We start from the raw sequence: 25,434 nt of genomic DNA, 5'->3' as shown, positions 1-25,434 counted from the left end.
GCGCGGTCGATCAGACCGGTGCGGGCTCGTTCCCCTCGACCAGGCCCAGCCGCCACTCGCCCTCGCCCAGCAATTCCAGGTGCTTGCCGTGGTGCTGCTCGACGGTGCTGCGGTGGCTGACGCTGACCAGGATGGTGTTCGGCAACTCGGTACGGACCAGGTCATAGAGGGCGAACTCGAGACCCTCGTCGAGCGCGGAGGTCGACTCGTCGAGGAAGACCGCCTTGGGTTTGGTCAACAGCACCCTGGCGAACGCGATGCGTTGCTGCTCGCCCGGGGAGAGCACCTTGGCCCAGTCCTGGACCTCGTTGATCCGGATGGTCAGGTGCGACAACGCCACCTGGGCCAACGCGCGCTGGACGTCCTCGTCGGGGATCTCGCCGGAGTTCGCCGGGTAGGACACCACCGTGCGCAGGTCGCCCAGCGGCACGTAGGGCATCTGGGACAGGAACATTGTGGCGTGGTCCTCCAGCGGGCGGCACAATGTGCCCGAGGTGTAGGGCCACAACTGGGCGAGGCTGCGCAGCAGGGTGGTCTTGCCCGCGCCCGACGGCCCGGTGATCACCAGCGTCTCGCCCGGCTCCAGGCGCAGGTCGAGCGGGTCGACCAGTTGACTGCCGCTGGGCGTGCGCACCTCCACCTGCTTGAGCTCGACCGAACCGTCATGGGTGGCGATGGTGGTCAGCTTGGGAAGTTCGCGGGCCTCGGCGTTGGTCTCCACCAGCCCGTGCAGGCGGATGATCGCGGCGCGGTAGCTGGCGAACGAGTCATAGGAGTTACGGAAGAACGACAGTGAGTTGTGGATGCTGCCGAATGCGCTGGAGGACTGCGTGACGTCGCCAAGGTCGATCTGGCCGGCGAACAGCCGCGGCGCCTGGATGACCAGCGGCAGCGGGTTGATGATCTGGCTCATCGACAGGTTCCACCCGGTCAGGGCGATCGTGCGGTTCACATACCGGCGGTAGTTGGCGATGATTTCGGCGAACTTGGCGCGCAGCAGTCCACGCTCGGCATCCTCGCCGCGGTAGAACCCGACCGCCTCGGCCGCGTCACGCAGCCGCACCAGGGCATAGCGGAAGACGGCGTTGGTGAGCTCGTTGCGGAAACTCAGCCGGATCAGCGGATGGCCGATCCAGAACGCGATGATCGTCGCGAAGGTGACGTAGATCAGCACCACCCAGAACAGGGCGTGGTTCAAGGTGATGCCGGCAAAGGTCAGCGGACCGGAGAGGTTCCACAGGATCACGGTGAACGAAATGACGGTCACCAACGAGTTGATGGCGCCGAACAGCAACATGTTCGAGCTGCCGATCATCGGCTGGTTGGGCGAGGCGCCCACACCGGTGGTGAAGATGTCGATGTCCTGCTGGATGCGCTGGTCGGGGTTGTCGATGTCACTGTCGGTGAACCGGGTGCGGTAATAGGCGTGATCGTCGAGCCAGTCGCAGGTGAGCCGGTCGGTGAGCCACACCCGCCAGCGGATGATGAAACGCTGGGTCAGGTAGATGTCGAGCATCGCCGTGCTGATGTAGATCGTCGCCAGGATGCCGAAGATGATCAGCGCCGTCCAGAAGCCCCGCACACCGGAGTCCCGGACCTCGGCGTTCCCGCCGCCCGCACCCTGGAACGCCACCTGCAGCGCCGTGAACAGGTCGTTGCTGTAGTAGCTCAGCAGCACGTCGATGCGCACCGAGATGATCGTCGACAGCAACAGCACACCGATCCACACCCACACCTTGATGCTGGCCCGGCCCCGGAAATAGTCGCTGGTGATCCGCCAGTACTGGCGGCCCCACACCGTGTAGCGGGCCAGCAGAACCAGCACCACCAGGCTTACGACGGCACTGATCGCCCACGCCTTGGAAATCCAGATCAGGGACGGGACGAGCTCGTGTCCCCAGTCCATGGACGGCTTGAACTTCTCCAACGCGTTCTCCTCGTGCGGCGGCGTCGCAGACGACGACCGATCCGGTGGCTTTCCCGGCGAACCTACCCTTGCTGCCCGGCAAAGGCGCGCGTCCGCTCCAGAAGCCGAGCGAAATGTCACTCGAGTGCCCCGATCCACCGGGCAGGCCCGGGCTGGCCGGTGCTGGTTTACCAGGCGCCGCCGGTACCGTTGACGCGTGGCGAAAACTCGCAAAGACAGCGCTGCCGGGCCGGGCCGCATCAGCCGGGGCTTCTGGCGCCTGCTCGGTGCCAGCACCGAGAAGACCAAAGCCGAGTCGATGGCCGAGGTGAACGCCTCGGCCGAGTTCGACGAGAAGGCCAAGGGGCTCGACGACGACCAGTTGCGCAAAGCCGCGAAGCTGCTCGAACTCGGCGACCTCGCCGCGTCCGCCGACATCCCGCAGTTCCTGGCGATCGCCCGCGAGGCCGCCGAGCGCACGACCGCACTGCGTCCGTTTGACGTTCAGCTGCTCGGGGCGCTGCGCATGCTCGCCGGTGACGTCATCGAGATGGCCACCGGCGAAGGCAAGACGCTGTCCGGGGCGATCGCCGCCGCCGGCTACGCGCTGGCCGGGCGCAACGTCCACGTCGTCACCATCAACGACTACCTGGCCCGCCGCGACGCCGAGTGGATGACACCGCTGATCGAGGCGATGGGGTTGACGGTCGGCTGGATCACCGCCGAGTCGACCGCCGAGCAACGCCGCGCCGCCTACCAGTGCGACGTCACCTATGCCTCGGTCAACGAGATCGGCTTCGACGTGCTGCGCGACCAGCTGGTCACCGATGTCGCCGACCTGGTGTCGCCGAACCCGGACGTGGCGCTGATCGACGAGGCCGACTCGGTGCTCGTCGACGAGGCATTGGTGCCGCTGGTGCTGGCCGGGACCACCCATCGCGAGACCCCGAAGGTCGAAATCGTGCGCCTGGTCGGCGAACTGGTGGCGGCGTCGGACGCCGAGTACTTTGCCACCGACGCCGACAGCCGCAACGTGCACCTCACCGAGGCCGGCGCCAAGAAGATCGAAGCCGCCCTCGGCGGTATAGACCTGTACTCCGAGGAACATGTCAGCACCACGCTGACCGAGGTCAACGTCGCCCTGCACGCCCACGTGTTGCTGCAGCGCGACGTGCACTACATCGTCCGCGACGGCGCCGTCGCGCTGATCAACTCCTCCCGCGGCCGGATCGCCTCGCTGCAGCGCTGGCCCGACGGCCTGCAGGCGGCCGTCGAGGCCAAGGAGGGCATCGAGACCACCGAGACCGGCGAAGTGCTGGACACCATCACGGTGCAGGCGCTGATCAACCGCTACCCGACGGTGTGCGGAATGACCGGTACCGCGCTGGCCGCCGGTGAGCAGCTGCGCCAGTTCTACAAGTTGGCCGTCTCGCCGATCCCGCCGAACACCCCCAACATCCGAGAGGACGACGCCGACCGGGTCTACATCACCGCGGCGGCCAAGATCGAGGCCATCATGGAGCACATCAGCGATGTGCACGCCACCGGCCAGCCGATCCTGGTCGGCACCCACGATGTCGCCGAATCCGAGGAACTGCACGAACGGCTGCTGCGCCGCGGAGTGCCCGCGGTGGTGCTCAACGCCAAGAACGACGAGGAAGAGGCCGTCGTCATCGCCGAGGCCGGCAAGCTCGGTGCGGTCACCGTCTCCACCCAGATGGCCGGCCGCGGCACCGACATCCGGCTGGGCGGCTCCGATGAGACCGATCATGAGAAGGTGGCCGAGCTGGGCGGGCTGCACGTCATCGGGACCGGCAGGCACCTCACCGAGCGGCTGGACAATCAGCTGCGCGGCCGCGCGGGCCGCCAGGGCGACCCGGGCTCGTCGGTGTTCTTCGCCAGCTGGGAGGACGACGTCGTCACCGCCCACGTGGAAGCGGCGAAACTGCCCACCGAGTGCGACGAGACGGGCCGCATCACCAGTCCCAAGGCCGCCACGCTGCTCGACCACGCCCAGCGGGTGGCCGAGGGCCGGCTGCTCGACGTGCACGCCAACACCTGGCGCTACAACCAGCTGATCGCCCAGCAGCGCGCCATCATCGTCGAGCGGCGCAACACCCTGCTCAGCACGCCGGCGGCGCGCAACGAGCTCAAGGACCTCTCCCCGGAGCGCTACGACGAACTCGCCGAGAAGGTCTCCGAGGAACGGCTCGAGGTGATCTGCCGGCAGATCATGCTGTTCCATCTGGACCGGGGGTGGGCCGACCACCTCGCCTATCTGGCCGACATCCGGGAGAGCATCCACCTGCGCGCCCTGGGCAGGCAAAACCCGCTCGACGAGTTCCACCGGATGGCCGTCGACGCATTCGCGCACCTGGCCGCCGACGCGATCGAGGCGGCGCAGCAGACTTTCGAGACCGCCAACGTGCTCGAGGAAGAGCAGGGCCTGGACTTGTCGAAGCTGGCGCGGCCGACGTCGACGTGGACCTACATGGTCCACGACAACCCGCTCAACGACGACACCCTGTCGGCGCTGAGCCTGCCCGGGGTGTTCCGTTAAGTTCATGCCATGACCACGCCGGAGCAGCGGGGCCGGGTGCTGACCATCCCGAACGTGCTGAGCGTGATTCGGCTCGCCCTGGTGCCGGTGTTCCTGTACCTGCTGCTGGCCACCCACGCCTACGCGCTCGCCGTGGCGATCCTGATGTTCAGCGGCTTCTCCGACTGGGCCGACGGAAAGATCGCCCGGCTGGTGGCCAACCAGTCGTCCCGGCTCGGTGAGCTGCTCGACCCGCTGGTGGACCGGATCTACATGCTGGCCGTCCCGCTGGGCTTCGGGGTGGCCGGCATCGTGCCGTGGTGGCTGGTGGCCACGTTGATCGGACGCGACGTGGTGCTGGCCGCGACGCTGCCGGTGGTTCGCAGCCGCGGACTGACCGCGCTGCCGGTCACCTACATCGGCAAGGCCGCGACGTTCGCGCTGATGTCCGGCTTCCCGCTGGTCCTGCTGGGGCAGTGGGACGCGACCTGGAGTCGTGTTGTCGGCGCGTGCGGCTGGGGATTCGTGATCTGGGGCCTTGGCATGTACCTGTGGTCGGCGGTGCTGTACCTGCTGCAGGTGCGCCTGGTGGTGCGCACGCTGCCCAAGGCCGGGCCCAACCGCGATGCCCGCACCCGCTGACCCCGCGCTGGGCGGCTACGACCCGCAGGCCGGGCGCGCCAACCAACAGAATGCGGCGAACCGCATCCCGCTGCCCTCGCTGCTGCGCTCGCTGCTGACCGAACACCTCGACCCCGGATACGCCGCGGCCGCCGCCGAACGCCGACGCACCGGGCGCTCCCGGGCACCGGCCGCCGACCGGGCCTGGCAGGCGCTGGCCGCTCTGCTGATCGCCGTGGTGTTCGCCGCGGCGGTGGCTCAGGCGCGCTCCACCGCCCCCGGCGTGAGCGCCGCCCAGCAGGTGCTGGCCGCCAGCGTGCGCTCGGCGGAGGGCACCACCGACCGGCTCACCCAGCGCCGCGACGAGCTGGCCAGCCAGGCCGACGACATCCAGCGTCGCCAGCTGCGCGACGACGCCACCGGCCGCGAACTGCTCAGCGGGCTGGATGCGCTGAGCCTGGCCGCCGCCACCACCGCGGTCATCGGCCCGGGGCTGGCCGTCACCGTGACCGACCCGGGGATGGGCCGCGACCTCACCGACGTCTCCAAGCAGCGGGTCCCCGGCAGCCGACAGGTCATCCTGGATCGCGATCTGCAGCTCGTGGTCAATGCGCTGTGGGCCAGTGGCGCCGAAGCGATCTCCGTCGGCGACGTGCGGATGGGACCCAACGTGACGATCCGGCAGGCGGGCGGTGCCATCCTGGTCGACAATCATCCCATCGCCAGCCCCTATACCATCCTCGCGGTGGGACCGCCCAACACCATGCGGGACACCTTCGACCGCAGCAGCGGACTGCACCGGCTGCGGCTGCTCGAAGCGTCCTACGGGGTGGGAGTCAGTGTGAGCAGCGGCGACGGCCTGTCGCTGCCGGCAGGTACCGCGCGGGAGATTAAATTTGCCAAGCAGATCGGGAGCTGACGGGCACCATGGGCGGCGCGATACGAGGGACCTCACGGAAATGAACCGGCAGACATGATCGGAATCGCCGCACTCGTTGTCGGCATCGTGCTGGGCCTGGTGTTCCATCCGAGCGTCCCCGAGGTCATCCAGCCCTACCTGCCGATCGCCGTCGTCGCCGCCCTGGACGCGGTGTTCGGCGGCTTGCGGGCCTACTTGGAGAAGTTCTTCGACGCCAAGGTCTTCGTCGTCTCCTTCGTGTTCAACGTCCTGGTCGCCGCCCTGATCGTCTATGTCGGCGACCAGCTCGGCGTCGGCACCCAGCTGTCCACGGCGATCATCGTCGTGCTCGGCATCCGGATCTTCGGCAACGCCGCTGCGCTGCGCCGCAGGTTGTTCGGGGCCTGAGATGACCGGCGGCGCTGGCCAGGATGAACCGACCGCCGATGGTGGTGAGCCCGGGCGCCACGAACTGCCGCCCGAGGCGCCGGCGCATGAACCCCGCAGCCGCGCGCAGCTGATGTTCGGCGGGCTCGCGGTGCTGCTGTGCCTGGTGCTCGGCGTGGCCATCGCCACCCAGGTCCGCCAGACCGAATCCGGCGACGCGCTGCAGACCGCGCGCCCGGCCGATCTGCTGGTGCTGCTGGGCTCGTTGCAGCAACGCGAGGCCGCGCTGAACACCGAGGTCGCCGAGCTGCAGCGCACCCTGGCCGCGATGCAGGCCGCCGGCACCAGCGACCAGGCGGCCATCCAGAACGCCCAGGCCAGGCTGGCCGCGCTGTCGATCCTGATCGGCACCGTCGCCGCGACCGGGCCTGGAGTCACCATCAGCATCGCGGACCCGGGGCCGGGCGTGGCACCCGAAACCATGCTCGACGTCATCAACGAACTGCGGGCCGCCGGCGCCGAGGCGATGGAGATCCGCTCGGGCCAGCAGGCGGTGCGGATCGGTGTGGACAGCTGGGTGGTCGGCAACCCCGGCGCCCTGGTCATCGACTCGCAAACTTTGAGCCCGCCGTATTCTGTTCTGGCCATTGGTGATCCACCCACCCTGGCGGCAGCGATGAACATCCCGGGCGGAGCCGTCGACAGCGTCGAACGGGTCGGCGGGCGGATGACCGTCACCCAGGCCGACCGGGTGGACATCACCACCTTGCGGCAACCGAAAGCGCGCCAATACGCTCAGCCCGTCAAATGAGCGTCCGACACCTGCCCGACACCGAGGAGCACTGTGAGCGAAATCCCAGCCGACCTGCGCTACACCGCCGAGCACGAGTGGGTGCGCCGCACCGGTGACAACACCGTGCGCGTCGGGATCACCGACTTCGCCCAGGCCTCCCTCGGCGACGTGGTGTATGTGCAGTTGCCCGACGTCGACAGCAACGTCACGGCCGGCGAATCGTTCGGTGAGGTGGAGTCCACCAAGTCGGTCTCGGACCTGTACGCGCCGGTGTCGGCGAAAGTGATTGCCGTCAACAGCGATCTGGACGCCAACCCGGGCCTGGTCAACTCCGATCCGTACGGCCAGGGGTGGCTGTTGGACCTTCAGGTGGACGGCGATACCCTCGAAGACGGGTTGGCGGCGCTGCTGGACGCAGATGCCTATCGGGACACAACGACCGAATGAGATTGCTAGGGTGCATGCCAACCACCGATCCGGCGGTGGTGGGCACAACGACGACCACTGCGCGGTACGGTCGACGTAAGTGATTGTGAGGCGTACGGGTGGCCTTGTGCGGGCACCCCGCCAAGTATCGCCACGGCAGCCAGTGAGGAGCAGCGGGTGACCGACAAGGACCAGAACTCTGGGGCAGACCAGGTGTCTGAGGAAGTCACCGTGGAGACGACATCCGTCTTCCGCGCGGACTTCCTCAACGAGCTGGACGCCCCGGCCAGTTCCGGCAGCGAGAGCGCGGTCTCCGGGGTGGAAGGCCTCCCGGTGGGCTCGGCGCTGCTGGTCGTCAAGCGCGGGCCGAACGCTGGCTCGCGGTTCCTGCTCGACCAGCCGACAACCTCGGCCGGTCGCCACCCGGACTCCGACATCTTCCTCGACGACGTGACGGTCAGCCGTCGCCACGCCGAGTTCCGCTTGGACGGCAACGAATTCCAGGTGGTCGACGTCGGCAGCCTCAACGGCACCTACGTCAACCGTGAGCCGGTGGATTCGGCGACGCTGGCCAATGGCGACGAGGTACAGATCGGCAAGTTCCGGCTGGTGTTCCTGACCGGCCCGAAGCCGGCCGACGACGACGGTGCACCCGGGCGCTAGTGCCGGCGATGAGCGCTCGCGCGAAGAGCTGATGACACAGCCCGACAGTCCCGCGCTTGCCGGGATGTCCATCGGAGCGGTCCTGGACCTGCTGCGACCGGACTTCCCGGATGTGACGATCTCCAAGATCCGGTTCCTGGAGGCCGAGGGTCTGGTCACACCCGAGCGCAGTGCATCGGGGTATCGGCGGTTCACCGCCTACGACTGTGCCCGGCTGCGTTTCATCCTGACCGCCCAGCGCGATCAGTACCTGCCGCTGAAGGTGATCAAGGCCCAGTTGGACGAGCTGCCCGGCGGCGAGCTGCCTCCGGTCGGATCGCCTTACGGCGTACCGCGTTTGGTGACGGTGCCCAGCGAAGGCCCCGCGGCCGTCCCCGGAGCCGACGGCGACGGCGTGGCGTCGGTGGCCCGCACGCAGGTGCGGCTGAGCCGGGAAGATTTGCTGGCGCGGTCCGGGGTGGGCGAGGACCTGCTCACCGCGCTGTGCCGGGCCGGGGTGATCACCACCGGACCTGGCGGGTTCTTCGACGAGTACTCAGTGGTGATCGCCCAGTGCGCGCGGGCGCTGGCCGATTATGGTGTCGAGCCCCGGCATCTGCGGGCGTTCCGGTCGGCCGCCGACCGGCAGTCCGACCTGATCGCCCAGATCGCCGGCCCGGTCGGCAAGGCCGGCAAGACCGGCGCCCGCGACCGCGCCGACGACCTGGCCAGGGAGGTGGCGGCGTTAGCGATCACGCTGCACACGTCGCTGATCAAGTCCGCTGTACGAGACGTTCTCGACCGCTGAGGACTAGACTCCGAATGACTGCATCGCTCGTTGCGCAGTCACGCGGTCGGAACTCGGACGCGGCGCCACAACCAGCGCGGAGGTCAGACACAGATGGGTGAGGTTCGTGTGGTCGGCATTCGTGTCGAGCAGCCCCAGAACCAGCCGGTGCTGCTGCTGCGGGAATCTGACGGTGACCGCTACCTGCCCATCTGGATCGGCCAGTCGGAGGCGACTGCCATCGCCCTCGAACAGCAGGGTGTCGAGCCCGCGCGGCCGCTGACCCATGACCTGATCCGAGATGTCATTGCTGCGCTTGGCCATTCACTCAAAGAGGTGCGCATCGTCGATCTGCAGGAGGGCACCTTCTACGCCGACCTGATCTTCGACCGCGACATCAAGGTCTCGGCGCGGCCGTCGGACTCGGTGGCGATCGCGCTGCGGATGGGTGTGCCGATCTATGTGGAGGAGGCGGTGCTGGCCGAGGCCGGGCTGCTGATTCCCGACGAGGGTGACGAGGAATCCGGCGGCGCGGTCCGCGAAGACGAGGTCGAGAAGTTCAAGGAATTCCTCGACAGCGTCTCCCCGGACGATTTCAAGGCCACCTGAGCGGGTATCCCGAACGAGCCGGCAGGCAGCTCCCGCGGAGACCAAGATCACGGATGATCACGGATGCGTCTCACTTGGTCGGTGGCGGTTCGACACGCGCGGTGGATGACGCGGAGCATGCCGCAGGAGCGCCATACTTTGATCACGACGACGAGCACGACTGCCCGTCGAGAAGCGTATGCTCGTGAGACTCGAACTCGGGCAATCGCGGTTGGTGGAGCGGTCAGCGGGGCCATTGAGTTCGAACGGCGAGAGGAAGCATCGTGGGCGAGCAGCCACGTCAGGGACAGCTGGACCTTGCTGACACGGCGTCTGGTTCCGAAAGCCGTTTCGAGGCGGACTCGCCCGCAGGTGGCCCGGTGAGCCAGCCGGTGCAGGCCGGTCTGTTCCCCGACGATTCGGTTCCCGACGAACTGGTCGGATACCGCGGCCCGAGCGCCTGCCAGATCGCCGGAATCACCTACCGGCAGTTGGACTACTGGGCCCGTACCTCGCTGGTGGTGCCCTCGATCCGCGGCGCGGCCGGCTCCGGCAGCCAGCGGCTGTACTCCTTCAAGGACATCCTCGTTCTCAAGATCGTCAAGCGTCTGCTCGACACCGGCATCTCGCTGCACAACATCCGCGTGGCCGTCGATCACCTTCGCCAGCGCGGTGTGCAGGACCTGGCCAACATCACCCTGTTCTCCGACGGCACCACCGTGTACGAGTGCACCTCCGCCGAGGAGGTCGTCGACTTGCTGCAGGGCGGCCAGGGCGTGTTCGGTATCGCGGTCAGCGGAGCCATGCGCGAGCTGACCGGCACCATCGCGGACTTCCCGGGCGAGCGTGCCGACGGCGGCGAATCGATCCCGGCTCCCGAAGACGAGCTGGCTTCGCGGCGCAAGAGCCGCGACCGCAAGACCGGCTAACGCCGACACCTGCCCGCCGGTACGCCCGCGGGTCTGCGCGCGGTTAGAATCGACGCTGTATCGCCCTCGTGCGGGAGAGTTCGTGGCAGCCAGTCACGGACGCCGAAGGAGCAACACCTCTCCGTCAACCTCTCAGGCACCCGGACCGCGCGTGGCCACGATGCCTCTGGAAAGCGGTGACCCCTGCGGTCACCCGCCCATGGGGAAAGGCCTTGTTCGCCTGGTTGGCGGACCGGCCGAATCTCTCAGGCGCCCGGAACGGGTGGACGACAGAGGGGGAGGACGCCGCTGACGGCTGCGTCCGCCAAGTCAGGAGCCCCCGAAGTGTCCGACCACACCCAGCCCCGTTCCAACCCTGGTTTCACAGATCGCCACATCGGGCCCGATGCCGAGGCCCTGAACACCATGCTCGACGTCATCGGCGTCGCCTCACTCGACGAGTTGGCCGGCAAGGCGCTGCCCGCGGGCATCCTCGACGCGCTGCGATCCGACGGCCTGGCGCCGGGGCTGGATCAGCTGCCTGCCGCCGTGAGCGAGCACGAGGCGCTGGCCGAGCTGCGGGCGATGGCCGACAGCAACACCATCGCGGTGTCGATGATCGGGCAGGGCTACTACGACACGCTCACTCCGCCGGTGCTGCTGCGCAACATCCTGGAGAACCCGGCCTGGTACACCGCCTACACGCCGTATCAGCCGGAGATCAGCCAGGGTCGGTTGGAGGCGCTGCTGAACTTCCAGACCATGATCGCCGATCTCACCGGCCTGGAGGTGGCCAACGCCTCGATGCTCGACGAGGGCACCGCCGCCGCCGAGGCGATGACGTTGATGCACCGCGCCTCGCGCGGTTCGTCGAACCGGCTGGCCGTGGACTCCGATCTGTTCACCCAGACCGCGGCCATCCTGGCCACCCGCGCCGAACCGCTGGGCATCGAGATCGTCACCGCCGACCTGCGGGGCGGTCTGCCCGACGGCGAGTTCTTCGGGGTGATCGCCCAGCTGCCCGGGGCCAGCGGCCGGGTGAGCGACTGGTCCAAGCTGGTCGAGCAGGCCCACGAACGCGGCGCACTGATTGCACTCGGCGCCGACCTGCTGGCGTTGACCCTGGTTGCCCCGCCCGGCGAGATCGGCGCCGACGTGGCCTTCGGCAGTGCGCAACGATTCGGTGTGCCCATGGGATTCGGCGGCCCGCACGCCGGCTATCTGGCCGTGCACTCCAAGCACGCCCGGCAGTTGCCGGGCCGGCTGGTCGGCGTGTCGGTGGACGCCGATGGGTCTGCGGCCTACCGGCTGTCGCTGCAGACCCGCGAACAGCACATCCGTCGCGACAAGGCGACCTCCAACATCTGTACCGCTCAGGTGCTGCTGGCGATCATGGCCGCGATGTACGCCAGCTACCACGGCCCGGACGGGCTGACCGGCATCGCCCGCCGGGTGCACGGCCACGCCCGCTCGCTGGCCGCGGGCCTGAGCGCGGCGGGTGTCGAGGTGGTCTACGACACGTTCTTCGACACCGTGCTGGTGCACGTGCCCGGCCGGGCCGCCGCCGTGCAGGCCGAGGCCAAGGGCCGCGGGATCAACATCTGGCGGGTCGACGCCGACCACGTGTCGGTCGCCTGTGACGAGGCCACCACCGCCGAGCAGGTCGCGCTCGTGCTCGAGGCGTTCGGCGCGGTGTTGGCCGGTGACTATGCCGGACCCGAAATCGATTCGCGGACAACGCCATTCCTGACCCATCCGGCGTTCCACCGGTACCGCACCGAGACCGAGATGATGCGCTACCTGCGCAGCCTGGCCGACAAGGACATCGCGCTGGACCGCAGCATGATCCCGCTGGGCTCGTGCACGATGAAGCTCAACGCCGCCGCGGAGATGGAGTCGATCACCTGGCCGGAGTTCGGCCGCCAGCACCCATTCGCCCCGGCCGGCGACACCCCCGGTCTGCGCAAGCTGATCGCCGATCTCGAGGGCTGGCTGACCGGCGTCACCGGCTACGACTCGATTTCTTTGCAGCCCAATGCCGGATCGCAGGGGGAGTACGCGGGTCTGCTGGCCATCCGGGACTATCACGGCGGGCGGGGCGAGAGCCACCGCGACGTGTGCCTGATCCCGTCGAGCGCACACGGCACTAACGCCGCGTCGGCGGCGATGGTGGGGATGCGGGTGGTCGTGGTGGCCTGCCGTGAGAACGGTGACGTCGACCTCGACGACCTGCGCGCCAAGGTTGCCGAGCACGCCGAGAAGCTGGCCGCGCTGATGATCACCTACCCGTCCACGCACGGGGTGTACGAGCACGACATCGAAGAGATCTGCGCGGCGGTGCACGACGCCGGCGGCCAGGTCTACGTCGACGGTGCCAACCTCAACGCCTTGGTGGGCCTGGCCCGGCCCGGCAAGTTCGGCGGCGACGTCAGCCACCTGAACCTGCACAAGACGTTCTGCATCCCGCACGGCGGCGGCGGCCCCGGCGTCGGCCCGGTGGCGGTGCGCTCGCATCTGGCCCCCTACCTGCCCGGCCACCCGCTGGCCGAGGAACTTCCGCACGGGCACGTGGTGTCCGCGGCGCCCTACGGCTCGGCGTCGATCCTGCCGATCACCTGGGCCTACATCCGGATGATGGGCGCCACGGGGCTGCGGGAGGCCACCCTGACCGCGATCGCCTCGGCCAACTACATTGCCCGCCGGCTCGACGAGTACTACCCGGTGCTCTACACCGGCGAGAACGGCATGGTCGCCCATGAGTGCATCCTCGACCTGCGGGGCATCACCAAGGCCACCGGCGTCACCGTCGACGATGTGGCCAAGCGATTGGCGGACTTCGGTTTCCACGCCCCGACGATGAGCTTCCCGGTGGCGGGCACGCTGATGGTCGAGCCGACCGAGAGCGAGAGCCTGGCCGAGGTGGACGCATTCTGCGAGGCGATGATCGCCATCCGCGGCGAGATCGACAAGGTCGGCTCGGGGGAGTGGCCTGTTGACGACAATCCGCTGCGGGGCGCTCCGCACACCGCCGAATGCCTGCTGGTCGACGAGTGGACGCATCCCTACACCCGCGAGCAGGCGGCCTACCCATTGGGCAAGGGTTTCCGACCCAAGGTATGGCCGCCGGTGCGCCGCATCGACGGTGCGTTCGGCGACCGTAACCTGGTGTGCTCGTGCCCGCCGGTGGAGGCGTTCGCCTAGAACACATCGAGTCAGAGCTGAGCGCGACGATGCCCACCGGATCGTCGCGCTCAGTTCTGACTGGATGCCTGATACCGTCACGGTGTGCTGCCCGCCAGTGTTCGCCAGTGGCAAGAAGGTGGTCGGATGCTGTCCACCCCCGCGGGTTCGGTGTTCGTCCGGTCCTCGCCCGGAGACGGGCCGACGGTCCTTCTCCTGCACGGCTTCCCGTCGAGTTCCTACGACTTCCGTGGTGTGGTCGACCGCCTGGGTGGCCGGGCCTGGCTGACGCTGGACTTCCTCGGCTTCGGGCTGTCCGACAAGCCCCGTCCACACCGCTACAGCCTGCTCGAGCAGGCCGATATCGTGCAGCAGGTGGTGGCCGACGCCGATCCGGGTCCGGTGGTGCTGCTGGCCCACGACATGGGCACGTCGGTGGCCACCGAGCTGCTGGCCCGCGACCTGTCGGGCTCGCTGCCGTTCGAGCTGCAACGCGCCGTGCTCACCAACGGCAGCGTGATCATCGAACGGGCCAGCCTGCGGCCGAGTCAGAAGATTCTGCGCGGCCCGTTCGGGCCGGTGTTCTCCCGGCTGACCAACGAGCGCGGATTCCTGCGCGGCTTCGCCAAGTTGTTCAGCCCCACCCATCCGCTATCCGAGCAGGAAGCCCAGGCGCAGTGGGCGCTGCTGGCCCGCGACGACGGTCACCGGATCCTGCACCTGCTGTGCGCCTACCTCAACGAACGGGTCCGCTTCGCTCCGCGCTGGCACGGCGCCGTCCGCGACTGGGACAAGCCGCTCGGATTCCTCTGGGCCACCGGCGATCCCGTCGCCACCACCGAAGTGCTTGCCGGCCTGCGTGAGTTGCGCCCCGCCGCCGAGGTGATCGAGCTGCCCGGCATCGGTCACTACCCGCAGATCGAGGTGCCCGACGCGTTCACTGCCGGCGCGCGGAAGCTGCTGCAGCTCGACTAGGACAGCATCGTGGTGATGGCGGTGGCCAGATCCGGGGAGTCTGAGGCCGCGACGTTCTGGTAGGTGCCGCCGGAGGCCTGCGCAACCGCCTCCCACGTCGCGCGATCCTGATCGTCACCGAGGTCGATGACGTTGATCGCGACCGGCTTGGCCGGGTCGACCGCCGACTTCACGTAGGCCTCCAGACCCGGCCCGTCCAGGGACTGGTCGGTGTGCGGGCCCTGGGTGATCACCAGCACCGAGTTGCCCTGTCCCTGACGGAAGTTGGCCAGGGCGTCACCGTAGACCAGCCGCAGCGTCGTGAACGACACCCCGCCGGAGCCGGACGGGGACAACCCGTCCAGGCTGCTGCTCAGCGCACCCGTGCGGGGCTGACCGGCGACCTGGTCGGTCAGCGGTCCCGTCGGAACCACCGAGCGACCCTCGACACCGTTGAACGTCCACAGGCCCACCGCGGCGTTGCTGGGCAGCGCGCCGATCCGGTTGTCCAGCGCGGTCACCACGTTGGCCAGCCGCGGCTTGCCGCCCTCGTCACCGGACATGGCCTGGTCGAGCATGATCGTGGTCGCCGAACCGGTGGCTGGAGTGGCCACCGCGGCGGCCAGGGTGGCGCGCACGGAGTCGTCGCCGGCGGACAGCGGCGCGCCCAGCTGCGGGAAGCCGACGACGTCGTTGCCCGGCGGGGTGGTGCCTTCGGCCCGGAACCCGGCCTTGGCCAGCTCGCCGAGCTGCTCGGGTTTGCGCATGAACCGGGCGAATTCGCTGGCGGCGCTCACCTGCTCCTCGGACAGCCACGTCCCGGCCAGCAGCACCGTGGGATAGTCGGCCATCGCCACCGGCCCCGGCGGCAGCCATTCGGCGACGCTGTTCTTGGCGTCGGGCAGCGACGCGGTCCGGGCGAACAGCTGCTGTTCGGTGGTGGCCACGGCATGCACCGGCGCGGCGGCCGGGTCACCGGAGTCCAGCAGCGCCTTCCACGCCGTGTCGGCGGTGGTGTCGGCCAGCTTCGGCTGCCCGGCCATCAGGCTGTTGACGGCGCCCAGACCGGCGGTGGCCGGTGCATCCGGCGGGGCCGAGGCCACCGCGACGGCCTCGGCGGTTAGGTAGGTGGCGTCGGCATCGGCAACGGTGGGCAACGCAAGCCGCAGCGATCCCCAGCCGGGCAGGTTGGGGTCCAGCGCGGTCGGGTTGGTCTGCAACCCCGGTAATGCGCCCCAACCCTGCTGGGCCAGTGCGTCTTTGAGCTGGGGCCGGGCCGCGAGCACCACCGGCGAGGTGACCAGGGAACGGGCGTCGCTGACGACTTCCTTGCCGGCCGCCGCCTGCAGCCGGGCCGCTGCGATGGAGCTCGCCGGGACCCACAGGGCCGGCCGTTCACCGAGGTCACCCGGCCAGTCGGAGACGAATCCGTCGACCACTCGGTCCGAATCGGCGGCGGTCACAACCATTTTCACGCAACGGTCACCGATCGGGGTGGCGACGGCGTTGAAGCTCTCGGCGAGCGTGGTGACATTGGCCGCGATCGACGGGTCGGCGACCACGGCAACATTGGTGGTGCCGTCGAGGCATTTCTGGGCGGCCTCGGTCGAGCGGTGCGACAGCACGTTGCCGAAGAACCGCCACAGGATCACCGCACCGACCACTACCACGACGGTGATCAGCGCGGCGATCACCCCGAGGCTCACCCCCCGACGGCCGCTGGCGCTGCGGTGCCCGCCGTCGGCAGCTCGGCGGCGCCGGCCGGTCTGGCCCGTCGACGGGGTCGCGGCGAAGGCGGTGGTGCGTTCCTCGTCGGGCTCGACATCCGAATAGCCGCCGTCGGCGTCCGGGTAGTCGCCGGCGCCCTCGTAGTCGGCGCCCTCGTAGTCGGCGTCCTCGTACTCGGCATCGTCATAGTCGTCGAAGCCGGTGCGCTCGTCGGCAGGCTCGTCCGGTTCGCCGAAGGAATCCCCGGGACCGGGTTTGCTGTGCCTGCCCATGGCGGTGCCTAATCCTCTTTCGTCGAACGGTCATTCCGGTGCGTGCGCCAGACCCCGCACGAGTCTAGCGATCAGCGGTTCGCCGCAGGTCTGCGCCGAACCGGGCCCAGGGTCAGGCGCCGACGCTGGCCTTGTACTCCCGGCGCCGCCGATGCAGGATCGGCTCGGTGTAGCCGTTGGGCTGGGAGGTGCCGGCCAGGATCAGTTCCTGAGCGGCCTGGAAGGCGATGCTGCCGTCGGGGTCGGGGGCCATCGGACGGAACTCCGGATCCCCGGCGTTCTGCTCGTCGACCACCGCGGCCATCCGGCGCAGGCTGGCCTTGACGTCATCGGAGGTGATGACGCCGTGCCGCAGCCAGTTGGCCAGCAGCTGGCTGGAGATCCGCAGCGTGGCCCGATCCTCCATCAGCGCGACGTCGTGGATGTCGGGCACCTTCGAACAGCCCACGCCGGCGTCGATCCAGCGGACGACATAGCCCAGGATCGACTGACAGTTGTTGTCGACCTCTTCGTGGATCTCCTCCGGAGACCAGGCCAGCTCCTTGGCCAGCGGGATGGTCAGCAGCTCGTCGAGCGTGGTGCGGCGCCTGCCGGCCAACTCCTGGTGCACCTCGTAGACATCGACCAGGTGGTAGTGCATGGCGTGCAGGGTCGCCGCCGTCGGCGAGGGCACCCACGCCGTGGTGGCACCGGCGCGGGGCTGGCCGATCTTCTGCTCGACCATGGCGGCCATCAGATCGGTCATCGCCCACATGCCCTTGCCGATCTGGGCCCGGCCGGAGAAGCCGGTGGCCAGGCCCACGTCGACGTTCTGGTCCTCGTAGGCCAGGATCCACGGCTGGGTCTTCATGGCGCCCTTGCGGATCATCGGGCCGGCTTCCATCGAGGTGTGGATCTCGTCGCCGGTGCGGTCGAGGAAGCCGGTGTTGATGAACGCGACCCGCTCGGCGGCGGCCTTCACACACGCCTTGAGGTTGGCCGAGGTGCGCCGCTCCTCGTCCATGATGCCGACCTTGATGGTGTTCTGCGGCAGGCCCAGCACGTCCTCGACACGGCTGAACAGCTCACAGGTGAACGCGACCTCGTCGGGGCCGTGCATCTTCGGCTTGACGATGTAGATCGAGCCGGTGCGGCTGTTCTGACCGTTGAGCCCGTGCGTCGCGATCAGTGTGGTGAACAGCGCGTCCTGGATGCCCTCGAACACCTCATTGCCGTCGGCGTCCACGATCGCGTCGTTGGTCATCAGGTGCCCGACGTTGCGGACGAACAACAGGCTGCGGCCGGGCAGCGTGAACGACCCCGACGCGTCCGGCGCCTGGTAGGAGCGGTCGGCGTTGAGCACCCGGGTGAACGTCTTGCCACCCTTGGTGACCTCCTCGGCCAGGTCACCCTTGTTCAAGCCCAGCCAGTTGCGGTAGCCCAGGACCTTGTCGTCGGCGTCGACGGCGGCCACCGAGTCCTCGAAGTCCATGATCGTGGTGATCGCCGACTCCAGCACGACATCCTTGATGCCGGCGGCGTCGGTAGACCCGATCGGCGACTCCGGGTCGATCAGGACCTCGATGTGGAGGCCGTGGTTGGCCAGCAGCACCGACCAGGCGGGGGAGCCGAGCTCCCCGGTGTAGCCGACGAACTTCTCCGGGCTGGCCAGGCCGGTGACCTCGTCACCCTGGGCGATCTCCAGGACGCCTTCGACGACGGATAGGCCGGTGACCTCGTGCCATGATCCGGTGGCCAGCGGCACCGCCTGGTCGAGGAAATTGCGGGCGTAGGCGATGACCTTGTCGCCGCGAATCTTGTTGTAACCGGTCCCGGCCGCGGCGCCGTCCTCGTCGCTGATGACGTCGGTGCCATAGAGCGCGTCGTACAACGAGCCCCAGCGGGCGTTGGCGGCGTTGAGCGCGAAGCGGGCGTTGAGGATCGGGACCACCAGCTGCGGGCCGGCGGTGGTGGTGATCTCGTCGTCGACACCGGCGGTGGTGATGGTGAAGTCCTCGGGCTCCGGCAGCAGGTAGCCGATGTCGGTGAGGAACTGCTGGTACTCACCGGCGTCGATGCCGCCGATGATGCGCTGCCGGTGCCACTTGTCGATCTGGGCCTGCAGCTCGTCGCGGCGCGCGAGCAGGTCCTGGTTCTGCGGCGTCAGGTCGGCGACGACCTTGTCGACCCCCGACCAGAAGCTGTCCGGGTCGATGCCGGTGCCGGGCAGCGCCTCGTTGGTGATGAAGTCGTACAACGCCTGCGCCACACGCAGGTTGCCCACGGGCACGCGATCGGTCATTGGTCCTCCCTCACGACAATCAATTCATATTACCCGCAGGTAGGGGGGTCTCCGACACAGCGTCGTAGGCCAGAAGCCGTTGGCACCGTGACAGCAGCGCCCGGCGCAGCGGGCCGGCTCGTTCGGTGATGACTCCCTGGCGTCGCACGTATTCCGCTCGCCCGGCGGGTTCCTCCACCGCGATCGGCTCAAACCCGAAGGCGCGCAGGTCATAGGGCCCGGCACGCATGTCCAGCTCGCGGGCCTGGGCGGCCAGCTGCAGGCAGTCCACCCGCAGCTCCGACTCGACCAGCGGGCCGAGTTTGTAGCACCACTTGTAGAGGTCCATGTTGGCGTGTAAACAGCCAGGCTGCTCCCAGTCGCTCTGCGTGGCCCGTGTAGGCACCCCGCGGTTGAGCGGCGCGGCGGCCGGGGTGAAGAACCGGTAGGCATCGAAGTGGGTGCAGCGCAACGGCATCGATTCGACGACGGCGTCGGTGCCGGCCGGGCCCAGCCGAAGTGGCACCCGGTCGTGGCGGACGGCATCGGTGCGGTACACCATCGCCCATTCGTGCATGCCGAAACAGCCGAGCTGCGGGGCGCGCTGCGCGGTGGCCCGCAGCAACCCGGCCACGAAGGACACCGTGGGCAGTCGCGACCGCAGATGATCGGGGCTCACGCTGACTCCGCCGGCGCTGGCCTGGTAGCCGGCCCGGCCCAGGTACGCCGCGGCCGACGGGCCGGCCAGCACCGTGCCGAAGCCCGGGTGCCACACCTTGAGCTGGCGCGGTCGCAGGCTGTAGTAGGTGAACAGGAAATCCCACACCGGATGAGCGTCGCCGTGGCGGGTGCGTTGCTCGTGGGGTCCGGTGAACGCCTCGACGCGGGACCGGTGTTCGGCAGCGCGGGCGGTCCAGTCCGCTTCGGCCAGAATCCGTCCTGGTCGGTCAGGCACGGTGCATTCCGTCGCGCACCGTGCCGACCAGGTCTTCGACCAGATCTTCCAGCGCGACCATCGCGCACACGCTGCCGTCGGCGGCGGTCACCAGCGCCAGGTGGCTGTTGTCGCGGCGCAGCAGCGACAGTGCGTCGGGCAGCGGCATGTCGGCGGACACCCGGGGCAGTGGGCGCACCACCGACCCGTCGACAACCGAGTCGGGCCGGTCGATCTGGGACAGCACATCCTTGATGTGCAGATAACCCAGCACGGCGCCGTCGGTGCCCACCACGGGGAACCGCGAATAGCCGGTGTCGGTGAGTGCCTTCTCGACCGCGCGTACGGTCGGACCGCGGCCCGGGCCGTCGACCGGTACTGCGCGGATCTGGGCCAGCGGCACCGCGACGTCGTTGACGACGCGATTACGGATCTGCAGGGCGCGGGTCAGCCGCAGGTGTTCCTCGGGGTCGAGCAGGCCCTCGGACCGGGACTCGGCGATCATCTCGGCGAGCTCGACGGTGGACACCGTCACATCGAGTTCGTCCTTGACCTCGACGCCGAACATCTTCAGCGTGGTGTTGGCCGCCCAGTTGTAGAACCCGATGAACGGCCGCACGGCCCGGACGTAGACCAGGTAGATCGGCACGACCAGCATGGCCGTCTTCTCGGGCCCGGCGATGGCGATGTTCTTGGGCACCATTTCACCGAGCAACACGTGCAGCGTCACCACCACGGCCAGCGCGACCAGGAACGACACCGTGTGCAGGACCGCGTCGGGCACGCCCACCAGATCGAACGGCTTCTCCAGCAGGTGGGCGACGGCCGGCTCGCCGACCCGGCCCAGCAGGATGGAACACACCGTGATGCCCAGCTGGGCCCCGGCCAGCATCAGCGACAGCTGCTCACCGGCCCGCAGCACGGTGACCGCGCTCTTCTTGCCCTGTTCGGCCAGGCCCTCCAGCCGGTCCCGGCGGGCCGAGATCAGGGCGAACTCCGAGCCGACGAAGAAGGCGTTGGTCGCCAGCAGGGCCAGGGTGAGTAGCACCCCGAAGATGTCGGTGCCCATCACCGCTGCCCGCCCTCGGTGTCGTCGCGGCGACCGAGCTCGGTGAGGACCAGCTGGTCGATGCGCCGGCCGTCCATCTCGACCACGGTGGCCCGCCAGTGCACCGGGTCGTCGAGCGGGCCGTCGGGGTCGAAAGCCGCCAGCTCGACCGATTCGCCGGGCTCCGGGATGTGTCCGAGCTTCTCGAGCACCAGCCCGCCGATGGTTTCGTACTCACCCTCCGGGGCCCGGAAGCCGGTTGCCTCGGCGACCTCGTCGATGCGCAGCAGCCCGGTGACCCGCCATCCCAACCCGGACTTCTGGACGTCGGGGGTGGAGTCGTCGTGCTCGTCTCGGACATCGCCGACGATCTCCTCGATCAGGTCCTCGACGGTGACCATCCCGGCGGTGCCGCCGTACTCGTCGACGATCAGGGCGGTCTGCAGCCCGTTGGCCCGCACCTGGGCCATCAGGGCGTCCCCGTCCAGGGTGGAGGGCACCGTCGGCACCGGGATCGCCAACGCCCGCAGCGGGGTGGTCGCCCGTGTCTCGTGCGGCAGGGCGAACACCTGCTTGATGTGCACGATGCCGATCGTTTCGTCGAGGTCGCCCTCGACGACAGGGAACCGGGAGAAGCCGGTGTCGTCGGCGGCGGCCACCAGATCGGCGACGGTGTCGTCGGCCTGCAGCACCTCGATCTCGGTGCGCGGCGTCATGAATTCCTCGGCGATCCGGGAGCCGAACTGCAAAGACCGGTTGACCAGCGCGGCGGTGACCTTGTCGAGCGAGCCGTGTTCGGCCGAACTGCGGACCAGCGAACCGAGCTCCTGCGGTGAGCGCGCCGAGCGCAGCTCCTCGGCCGGTTCGATCCCCAGCCGGCGCAGGATGCCGTTGGCGGTGCCGTTGGTGAGTTTGATCACCGGGGTCATCACCAGCGAGAACGCCAGCTGGAATCCAGCGGTGGCCCGCGCGGTCGGCACCGGCCGCGCCACCGCCAGGTTCTTGGGCACCAGCTCGCCGAACACCATCGACAACGACGTTGCGATCAGGATGGCCAGGGCCAGCGAGATCCCCGGGACCGCGGTGGCCGGCACGTGCAGGGCGTCCAGCACCGGATCCAACAGCCGCGCCAGCACCGGTTCGGCGAGGTAACCGGTGGCCAGGGTGGTGATGGAGATGCCGATCTGGGCGCCGGAGAGCTGGAAGGACAGGGTGCGATGTGCGCGCTGCACGAACTTGTCGCGCCGGTCACCGCTGCGGGCGTTGGCGTCGACCGTGCTGCGTTCCAATGCGGTCAGGGAGAATTCGGCGGCGACGAACAGGGCTGTGCCAAAGGTCAGAACAGCGATCGCCAACAGGCTCAGCAACGTGAAAACAACGCTCACGATGCCCTCGATAACGTGCTGCCGGGCCGGGTGCCCGGCCGACTAGTGGAGGGTTCGGCGTCGGCCTCGTCGGCTGGCCGCTCGTCCGGGGCAGCCCGCTCCGCGGGGGCCTCGACGGGTGCCTGCGGCACGGGATCCCTTTCCTCGTCGGGGGTCAGAATGAATCCCCATGGTAGCGGCTCGGTGGTCGTGCCCGGAGGTCACCAGCCCGCCGGCAGCGGATGCCCCTCGGCGAATCCGGCGGCCGACTGCACCCCCAGCACCACCCGTTCGTGCAGTTCGGCGATGGTGGCCGCACCCACGTAGGTGCAGGTGCTGCGGACCCCGGAGGTGATGTGGTCGAGCAGGTCTTCCACGCCGCCCCGCTCGGGGTCCAGCGCCATCCGCGAGGTGGAGATGCCCTCTTCGAACAGGGCCTTGCGTGCCCGGTCGAAGGCATTGTCGGCGCTGGTGCGCGCGGCCACCGCCCGTTTGGAGGCCATCCCGTAGCTCTCCTTGTAGGGCCGGTTGTCCCGGTCGCGCATCAGGTCACCGGGGGATTCGTAGGTGCCGGCGAACCAGGAGCCGATCATCACGTTCGACGCGCCGGCCGCCAGCGCCAGTGCCACATCGCGGGGATGACGCACCCCACCGTCGGCCCAGACATGCCCACCGAGTTCCCTTGCCGCGGTGGAACATTCGAGAACAGCGGAGAACTGCGGGCGCCCGACACCGGTCATCATCCTGGTGGTGCACATCGCGCCGGGGCCGACCCCCACCTTGACGATCGAGGCGCCGGCGCCGATCAGGTCGCGGGCGCCCTCGGCGGAGACGACGTTGCCGGCCGCCAACGGGATGCCCAGGTCCAGCGACGCCACGGCTTTGATCGCCTCGAGCATCTTGCGCTGGTGGCCGTGGGCGGTGTCGACCACCAGGACGTCCACGCCGACCTCGGCCAGTGCCTGGGCCTTGGCTGCCACGTCGCCGTTGATGCCGACGGCCGCGGCGATCCGCAGCCGGCCTTTGGCGTCGACGGCAGGGGCGTAGATGCCGGCGCGCACCGCGCCGATGCGGGTGAGCACGCCGGCCAGCGTGCCGTCGGCTTCGGTGAGCACGGCCACGTCCACCGGGGCGTGTTCGAGGAGTTCGAACACCGCCCGCGGGTCGGTATGGGCGGGCGCGGTGACGAAGTCGCTGACGGCGATGTCGCGCACCCGGGCGAAGCGGTCGACGCCAGCGGTGGCGGCCTCGGTGACCAGGCCGATCGGGCGGCCCTCGAACAGCACCACGGCCGCGCCGTGCGCCCGTTTGTGGATCAGGGCGACCGCGTCGGAGACGGAGTCCTCGGGCCCGAGCACCACCGGGGTATCGGCCACCAGGTCGCGGCTCTTGACGAACTCGACGGTCTGCGTGACCGCGTCGATCGGCAGGTCCTGGGGCAGCACGACGATGCCACCACGGCGGGCGACCGTCTCGGCCATCCGGCGGCCGGCGACCGCGTTCATGTTGGCCACCACGACCGGGATCGTCGTGCCAGTGCCGTCGGAGGTCGACAAGTCGACATCGAACCGGGACGCCACGTCGGATCGGTTCGGGACGATGAAGACGTCGTCGTAGGTCAGGTCGTACGGAGGCCGCTGGTCGTCGAGAAAGCGCACCCGATCAGCCTAGTGCGCACGCCAGGTCAGGCCTGCACCTCGCTGCGGTCACCGCTCCACAGCGTGTGGAAGCGCGCGGCCGGGTCGGCGTCGACGCGCCCGTAGGTGTGCGCGCCGAAGAAGTCGCGCAGCCCCTGGGTCAGCGCCGCGGGCAGCCGCTCGGTGCGCAGCGCGTCGTAGTACGACAGCGACGAGGCGAAGCCGGGGACCGGGATACCGAGCTCGGTGGCCTTGACCACGACGCGACGCCAGCTGTCGATACCCGCCTCGACCGCGTCCCGGAAGTATGGCGCGGCGATGAGCGTGGCCAGCTCGGCGTTCTCGTCGTAGGCCTCCTTGATCCGGTTGAGGAACTTGGCCCGGATGATGCAGCCGCCGCGCCAGATCGTGGCCATGTCGCCGAGGGTGATGCCCCAGTCGTACTCGGCGCTGCCGGCCTGGATCTGATTGAAGCCCTGGGCGTAGGCGATGATTTTCGAGGCGTACAGCGCTTTGCTGACGTCATCGATGAATTGCGCTGCGTCCGTGGGCTGTTCACCCAAATCGCCGGAGGCCAGGCCGGTGGTGGCCTTGCGCTGGGGGACCGAGCCGGACAGCGCGCGGGCGAATACCGCCTCGGCGATACCGGTCACCGGAACCCCGAGGTCCAGGGCCGACTTGACCGTCCAGCGGCCGGTGCCCTTCTGCTCGGCCTCATCGACGATGACGTCGACCAGCGGCTTGCCGGTCTTGGCATCGGTCTGGCGCAGCACCTCGGCGGTGATCTCGATCAGGTAGCTGTCCAGGTCGCCTTTGTTCCATTCGGCGAAGATCTCGGCGATCTCAGGTGCGCTCAGGCCCAGCCCGTCGCGCAGCAGCTGGTAGGCCTCGCCGATGAGCTGCATGTCGGAGTATTCGATGCCGTTGTGCACCATCTTGACGAAGTGGCCGGCACCGTCCGGGCCGATGTGGGTGCAGCAGGGGACGCCGTCGACGTGTGCGGAGATCTCCTCGAGCAGCGGGCCCAGGGACTTGTAGGACTCCGCGGGCCCGCCCGGCATGATCGAGGGCCCGTTGAGGGCGCCTTCCTCGCCGCCGGAGATGCCCGCCCCGACGAAGTGCAGGCCGCGCTCGCGCACCGCCTTCTCCCGGCGGATGGTGTCGGTGTAGAGCGCATTGCCGCCGTCGATGATGATGTCGCCCGGCTCGAAGACCTCACAGAGTTCGTCGATCACCGCGTCGGTGGGATCGCCGGCCTTGACCATGATGAGGGCGCGGCGCGGGCGTTCCAGGGCGGCGGCGAACTCGGCCATCGACTCGGTGCGCACGAAGGTGCCCTCGGCGCCGTGGGCGGCGAGCAGGGCATCGGTCTTGGCGACCGAGCGATTGTGCAACGCGACGGTGTAGCCGTGATGGGCGAAGTTGCGCGCGATATTGGAGCCCATCACCGCCAAACCTGTGACGCCGATCTGCGCGGTGCCGTCCGTGCTGTCCGTCTGCGATGAGCTCATCAAGCGCCTTTCAGTTGTTAATGATTCAGTTGTAATGGTGTGGCACAGAAA

At 68.9% G+C, this 25,434-nt stretch carries 20 protein-coding genes and 2 riboswitches; of the genes, 12 read left to right on the top strand and 8 right to left on the bottom strand.

Translation table 11 applies throughout. The features are described from left to right. Nucleotides 1-10: 10 nt before the first annotated feature. Nucleotides 11-1,927, bottom strand: a complete 1,917-nt coding sequence (locus ADBZ9K_RS04770) for an ABC transporter ATP-binding protein/permease (RefSeq protein ID WP_526618848.1) — start codon at nucleotides 1,925-1,927, stop codon at nucleotides 11-13. Nucleotides 1,928-2,123: 196 nt separating this feature from the next. Between ADBZ9K_RS04770 and secA2 the strand changes: the two genes are divergently transcribed. The 12 genes from secA2 (at nucleotide 2,124) to ADBZ9K_RS04710 (ending at nucleotide 14,650) form a co-directional block, all read left to right on the top strand. Next, nucleotides 2,124-4,466, top strand: coding sequence for an accessory Sec system translocase SecA2 (gene secA2, locus ADBZ9K_RS04765; RefSeq protein ID WP_526618847.1), 2,343 nt, complete (start codon nucleotides 2,124-2,126; stop codon nucleotides 4,464-4,466). Between the two features lie 9 nt (nucleotides 4,467-4,475). After that, nucleotides 4,476-5,087, top strand: a complete 612-nt coding sequence (locus ADBZ9K_RS04760) for a CDP-alcohol phosphatidyltransferase family protein (protein WP_526618846.1) — start codon at nucleotides 4,476-4,478, stop codon at nucleotides 5,085-5,087. Continuing rightward, nucleotides 5,071-5,985, top strand: a complete 915-nt coding sequence (locus ADBZ9K_RS04755; protein ID WP_526618845.1) for a DUF881 domain-containing protein — start codon at nucleotides 5,071-5,073, stop codon at nucleotides 5,983-5,985. Before ADBZ9K_RS04760 ends, ADBZ9K_RS04755 begins: the two co-directional genes overlap by 17 nt. A gap of 54 nt (nucleotides 5,986-6,039) precedes the next feature. Then, nucleotides 6,040-6,372, top strand: a complete 333-nt coding sequence (locus ADBZ9K_RS04750; RefSeq protein WP_526618844.1) for a small basic family protein — start codon at nucleotides 6,040-6,042, stop codon at nucleotides 6,370-6,372. 1 nt (nucleotide 6,373) lies between these two features. Next, nucleotides 6,374-7,162 carry a DUF881 domain-containing protein gene (locus ADBZ9K_RS04745; protein WP_526618843.1) on the top strand — a complete coding sequence of 263 codons (789 nt, stop codon included), beginning with the start codon at nucleotides 6,374-6,376 and terminating at the stop codon, nucleotides 7,160-7,162. Between the two features lie 33 nt (nucleotides 7,163-7,195). Continuing rightward, nucleotides 7,196-7,591: a glycine cleavage system protein GcvH gene (gene gcvH / locus ADBZ9K_RS04740; protein WP_526618842.1), complete on the top strand. Its 396-nt coding sequence runs from the start codon at nucleotides 7,196-7,198 to the stop codon at nucleotides 7,589-7,591. Nucleotides 7,592-7,747: 156 nt separating this feature from the next. Further along, a complete protein-coding gene (gene garA, locus ADBZ9K_RS04735; RefSeq protein ID WP_526618841.1) occupies nucleotides 7,748-8,233 on the top strand; it encodes a glycogen accumulation regulator GarA in 486 nt (161 codons plus the stop codon). Nucleotides 8,234-8,264: 31 nt separating this feature from the next. Then, on the top strand, nucleotides 8,265-9,020 hold the full coding sequence (gene ftsR / locus ADBZ9K_RS04730) for a transcriptional regulator FtsR (protein WP_526618839.1): 756 nt from the start codon (nucleotides 8,265-8,267) through the stop codon (nucleotides 9,018-9,020). Between the two features lie 93 nt (nucleotides 9,021-9,113). Next, entirely contained in the window at nucleotides 9,114-9,608 is a 495-nt protein-coding gene (locus tag ADBZ9K_RS04725; RefSeq protein ID WP_526618837.1) for a bifunctional nuclease family protein, read from the top strand. Nucleotides 9,609-9,871: 263 nt separating this feature from the next. Further along, nucleotides 9,872-10,516: a MerR family transcriptional regulator gene (locus ADBZ9K_RS04720; RefSeq protein WP_526618835.1), complete on the top strand. Its 645-nt coding sequence runs from the start codon at nucleotides 9,872-9,874 to the stop codon at nucleotides 10,514-10,516. Between the two features lie 61 nt (nucleotides 10,517-10,577). Continuing rightward, nucleotides 10,578-10,674: riboswitch (glycine riboswitch) on the top strand. Next, nucleotides 10,675-10,799: riboswitch (glycine riboswitch) on the top strand. Between the two features lie 41 nt (nucleotides 10,800-10,840). After that, nucleotides 10,841-13,696: an aminomethyl-transferring glycine dehydrogenase gene (gene gcvP, locus ADBZ9K_RS04715; protein WP_526618833.1), complete on the top strand. Its 2,856-nt coding sequence runs from the start codon at nucleotides 10,841-10,843 to the stop codon at nucleotides 13,694-13,696. A gap of 126 nt (nucleotides 13,697-13,822) precedes the next feature. Beyond that, on the top strand, nucleotides 13,823-14,650 hold the full coding sequence (locus tag ADBZ9K_RS04710) for an alpha/beta fold hydrolase (protein WP_526618831.1): 828 nt from the start codon (nucleotides 13,823-13,825) through the stop codon (nucleotides 14,648-14,650). Here ADBZ9K_RS04710 and ADBZ9K_RS04705 read toward each other — a convergent pair. From ADBZ9K_RS04705 to gnd, 7 genes are all read right to left on the bottom strand, one after another. Further along, entirely contained in the window at nucleotides 14,647-16,629 is a 1,983-nt protein-coding gene (locus ADBZ9K_RS04705) for a vWA domain-containing protein (protein WP_526618830.1), read from the bottom strand. The two genes, ADBZ9K_RS04710 and ADBZ9K_RS04705, sit on opposite strands and share 4 nt — an antisense overlap. 112 nt (nucleotides 16,630-16,741) lie before the next feature. Continuing rightward, entirely contained in the window at nucleotides 16,742-18,910 is a 2,169-nt protein-coding gene (locus tag ADBZ9K_RS04700) for a malate synthase G (RefSeq protein WP_526618829.1), read from the bottom strand. Between the two features lie 19 nt (nucleotides 18,911-18,929). After that, nucleotides 18,930-19,844: a 3-methyladenine DNA glycosylase gene (locus ADBZ9K_RS04695; RefSeq protein ID WP_526618828.1), complete on the bottom strand. Its 915-nt coding sequence runs from the start codon at nucleotides 19,842-19,844 to the stop codon at nucleotides 18,930-18,932. Continuing rightward, nucleotides 19,837-20,892, bottom strand: a complete 1,056-nt coding sequence (locus tag ADBZ9K_RS04690) for a CBS domain-containing protein (RefSeq protein ID WP_526618826.1) — start codon at nucleotides 20,890-20,892, stop codon at nucleotides 19,837-19,839. The genes ADBZ9K_RS04695 and ADBZ9K_RS04690 overlap by 8 nt, the downstream gene beginning before the upstream one ends. Then, a complete protein-coding gene (locus tag ADBZ9K_RS04685; protein WP_526618825.1) occupies nucleotides 20,892-22,256 on the bottom strand; it encodes a CNNM domain-containing protein in 1,365 nt (454 codons plus the stop codon). The genes ADBZ9K_RS04690 and ADBZ9K_RS04685 overlap by 1 nt, the downstream gene beginning before the upstream one ends. Nucleotides 22,257-22,456: 200 nt before the next feature. Then, complete coding sequence (locus tag ADBZ9K_RS04680; protein ID WP_526618823.1) at nucleotides 22,457-23,893, bottom strand: GuaB1 family IMP dehydrogenase-related protein; 1,437 nt, start codon at nucleotides 23,891-23,893, stop codon at nucleotides 22,457-22,459. Between the two features lie 26 nt (nucleotides 23,894-23,919). Further along, nucleotides 23,920-25,383, bottom strand: a complete 1,464-nt coding sequence (gene gnd / locus ADBZ9K_RS04675) for an NADP-dependent phosphogluconate dehydrogenase (RefSeq protein ID WP_526618821.1) — start codon at nucleotides 25,381-25,383, stop codon at nucleotides 23,920-23,922. Nucleotides 25,384-25,434: the final 51 nt, after the last annotated feature.

It is taken from the genome of Mycobacterium sp., from assembly GCF_965229265.1.
In the GTDB taxonomy this organism is placed as follows: domain Bacteria; phylum Actinomycetota; class Actinomycetes; order Mycobacteriales; family Mycobacteriaceae; genus Mycobacterium.
This window is presented reverse-complemented; position numbering and strand designations above follow the sequence as displayed.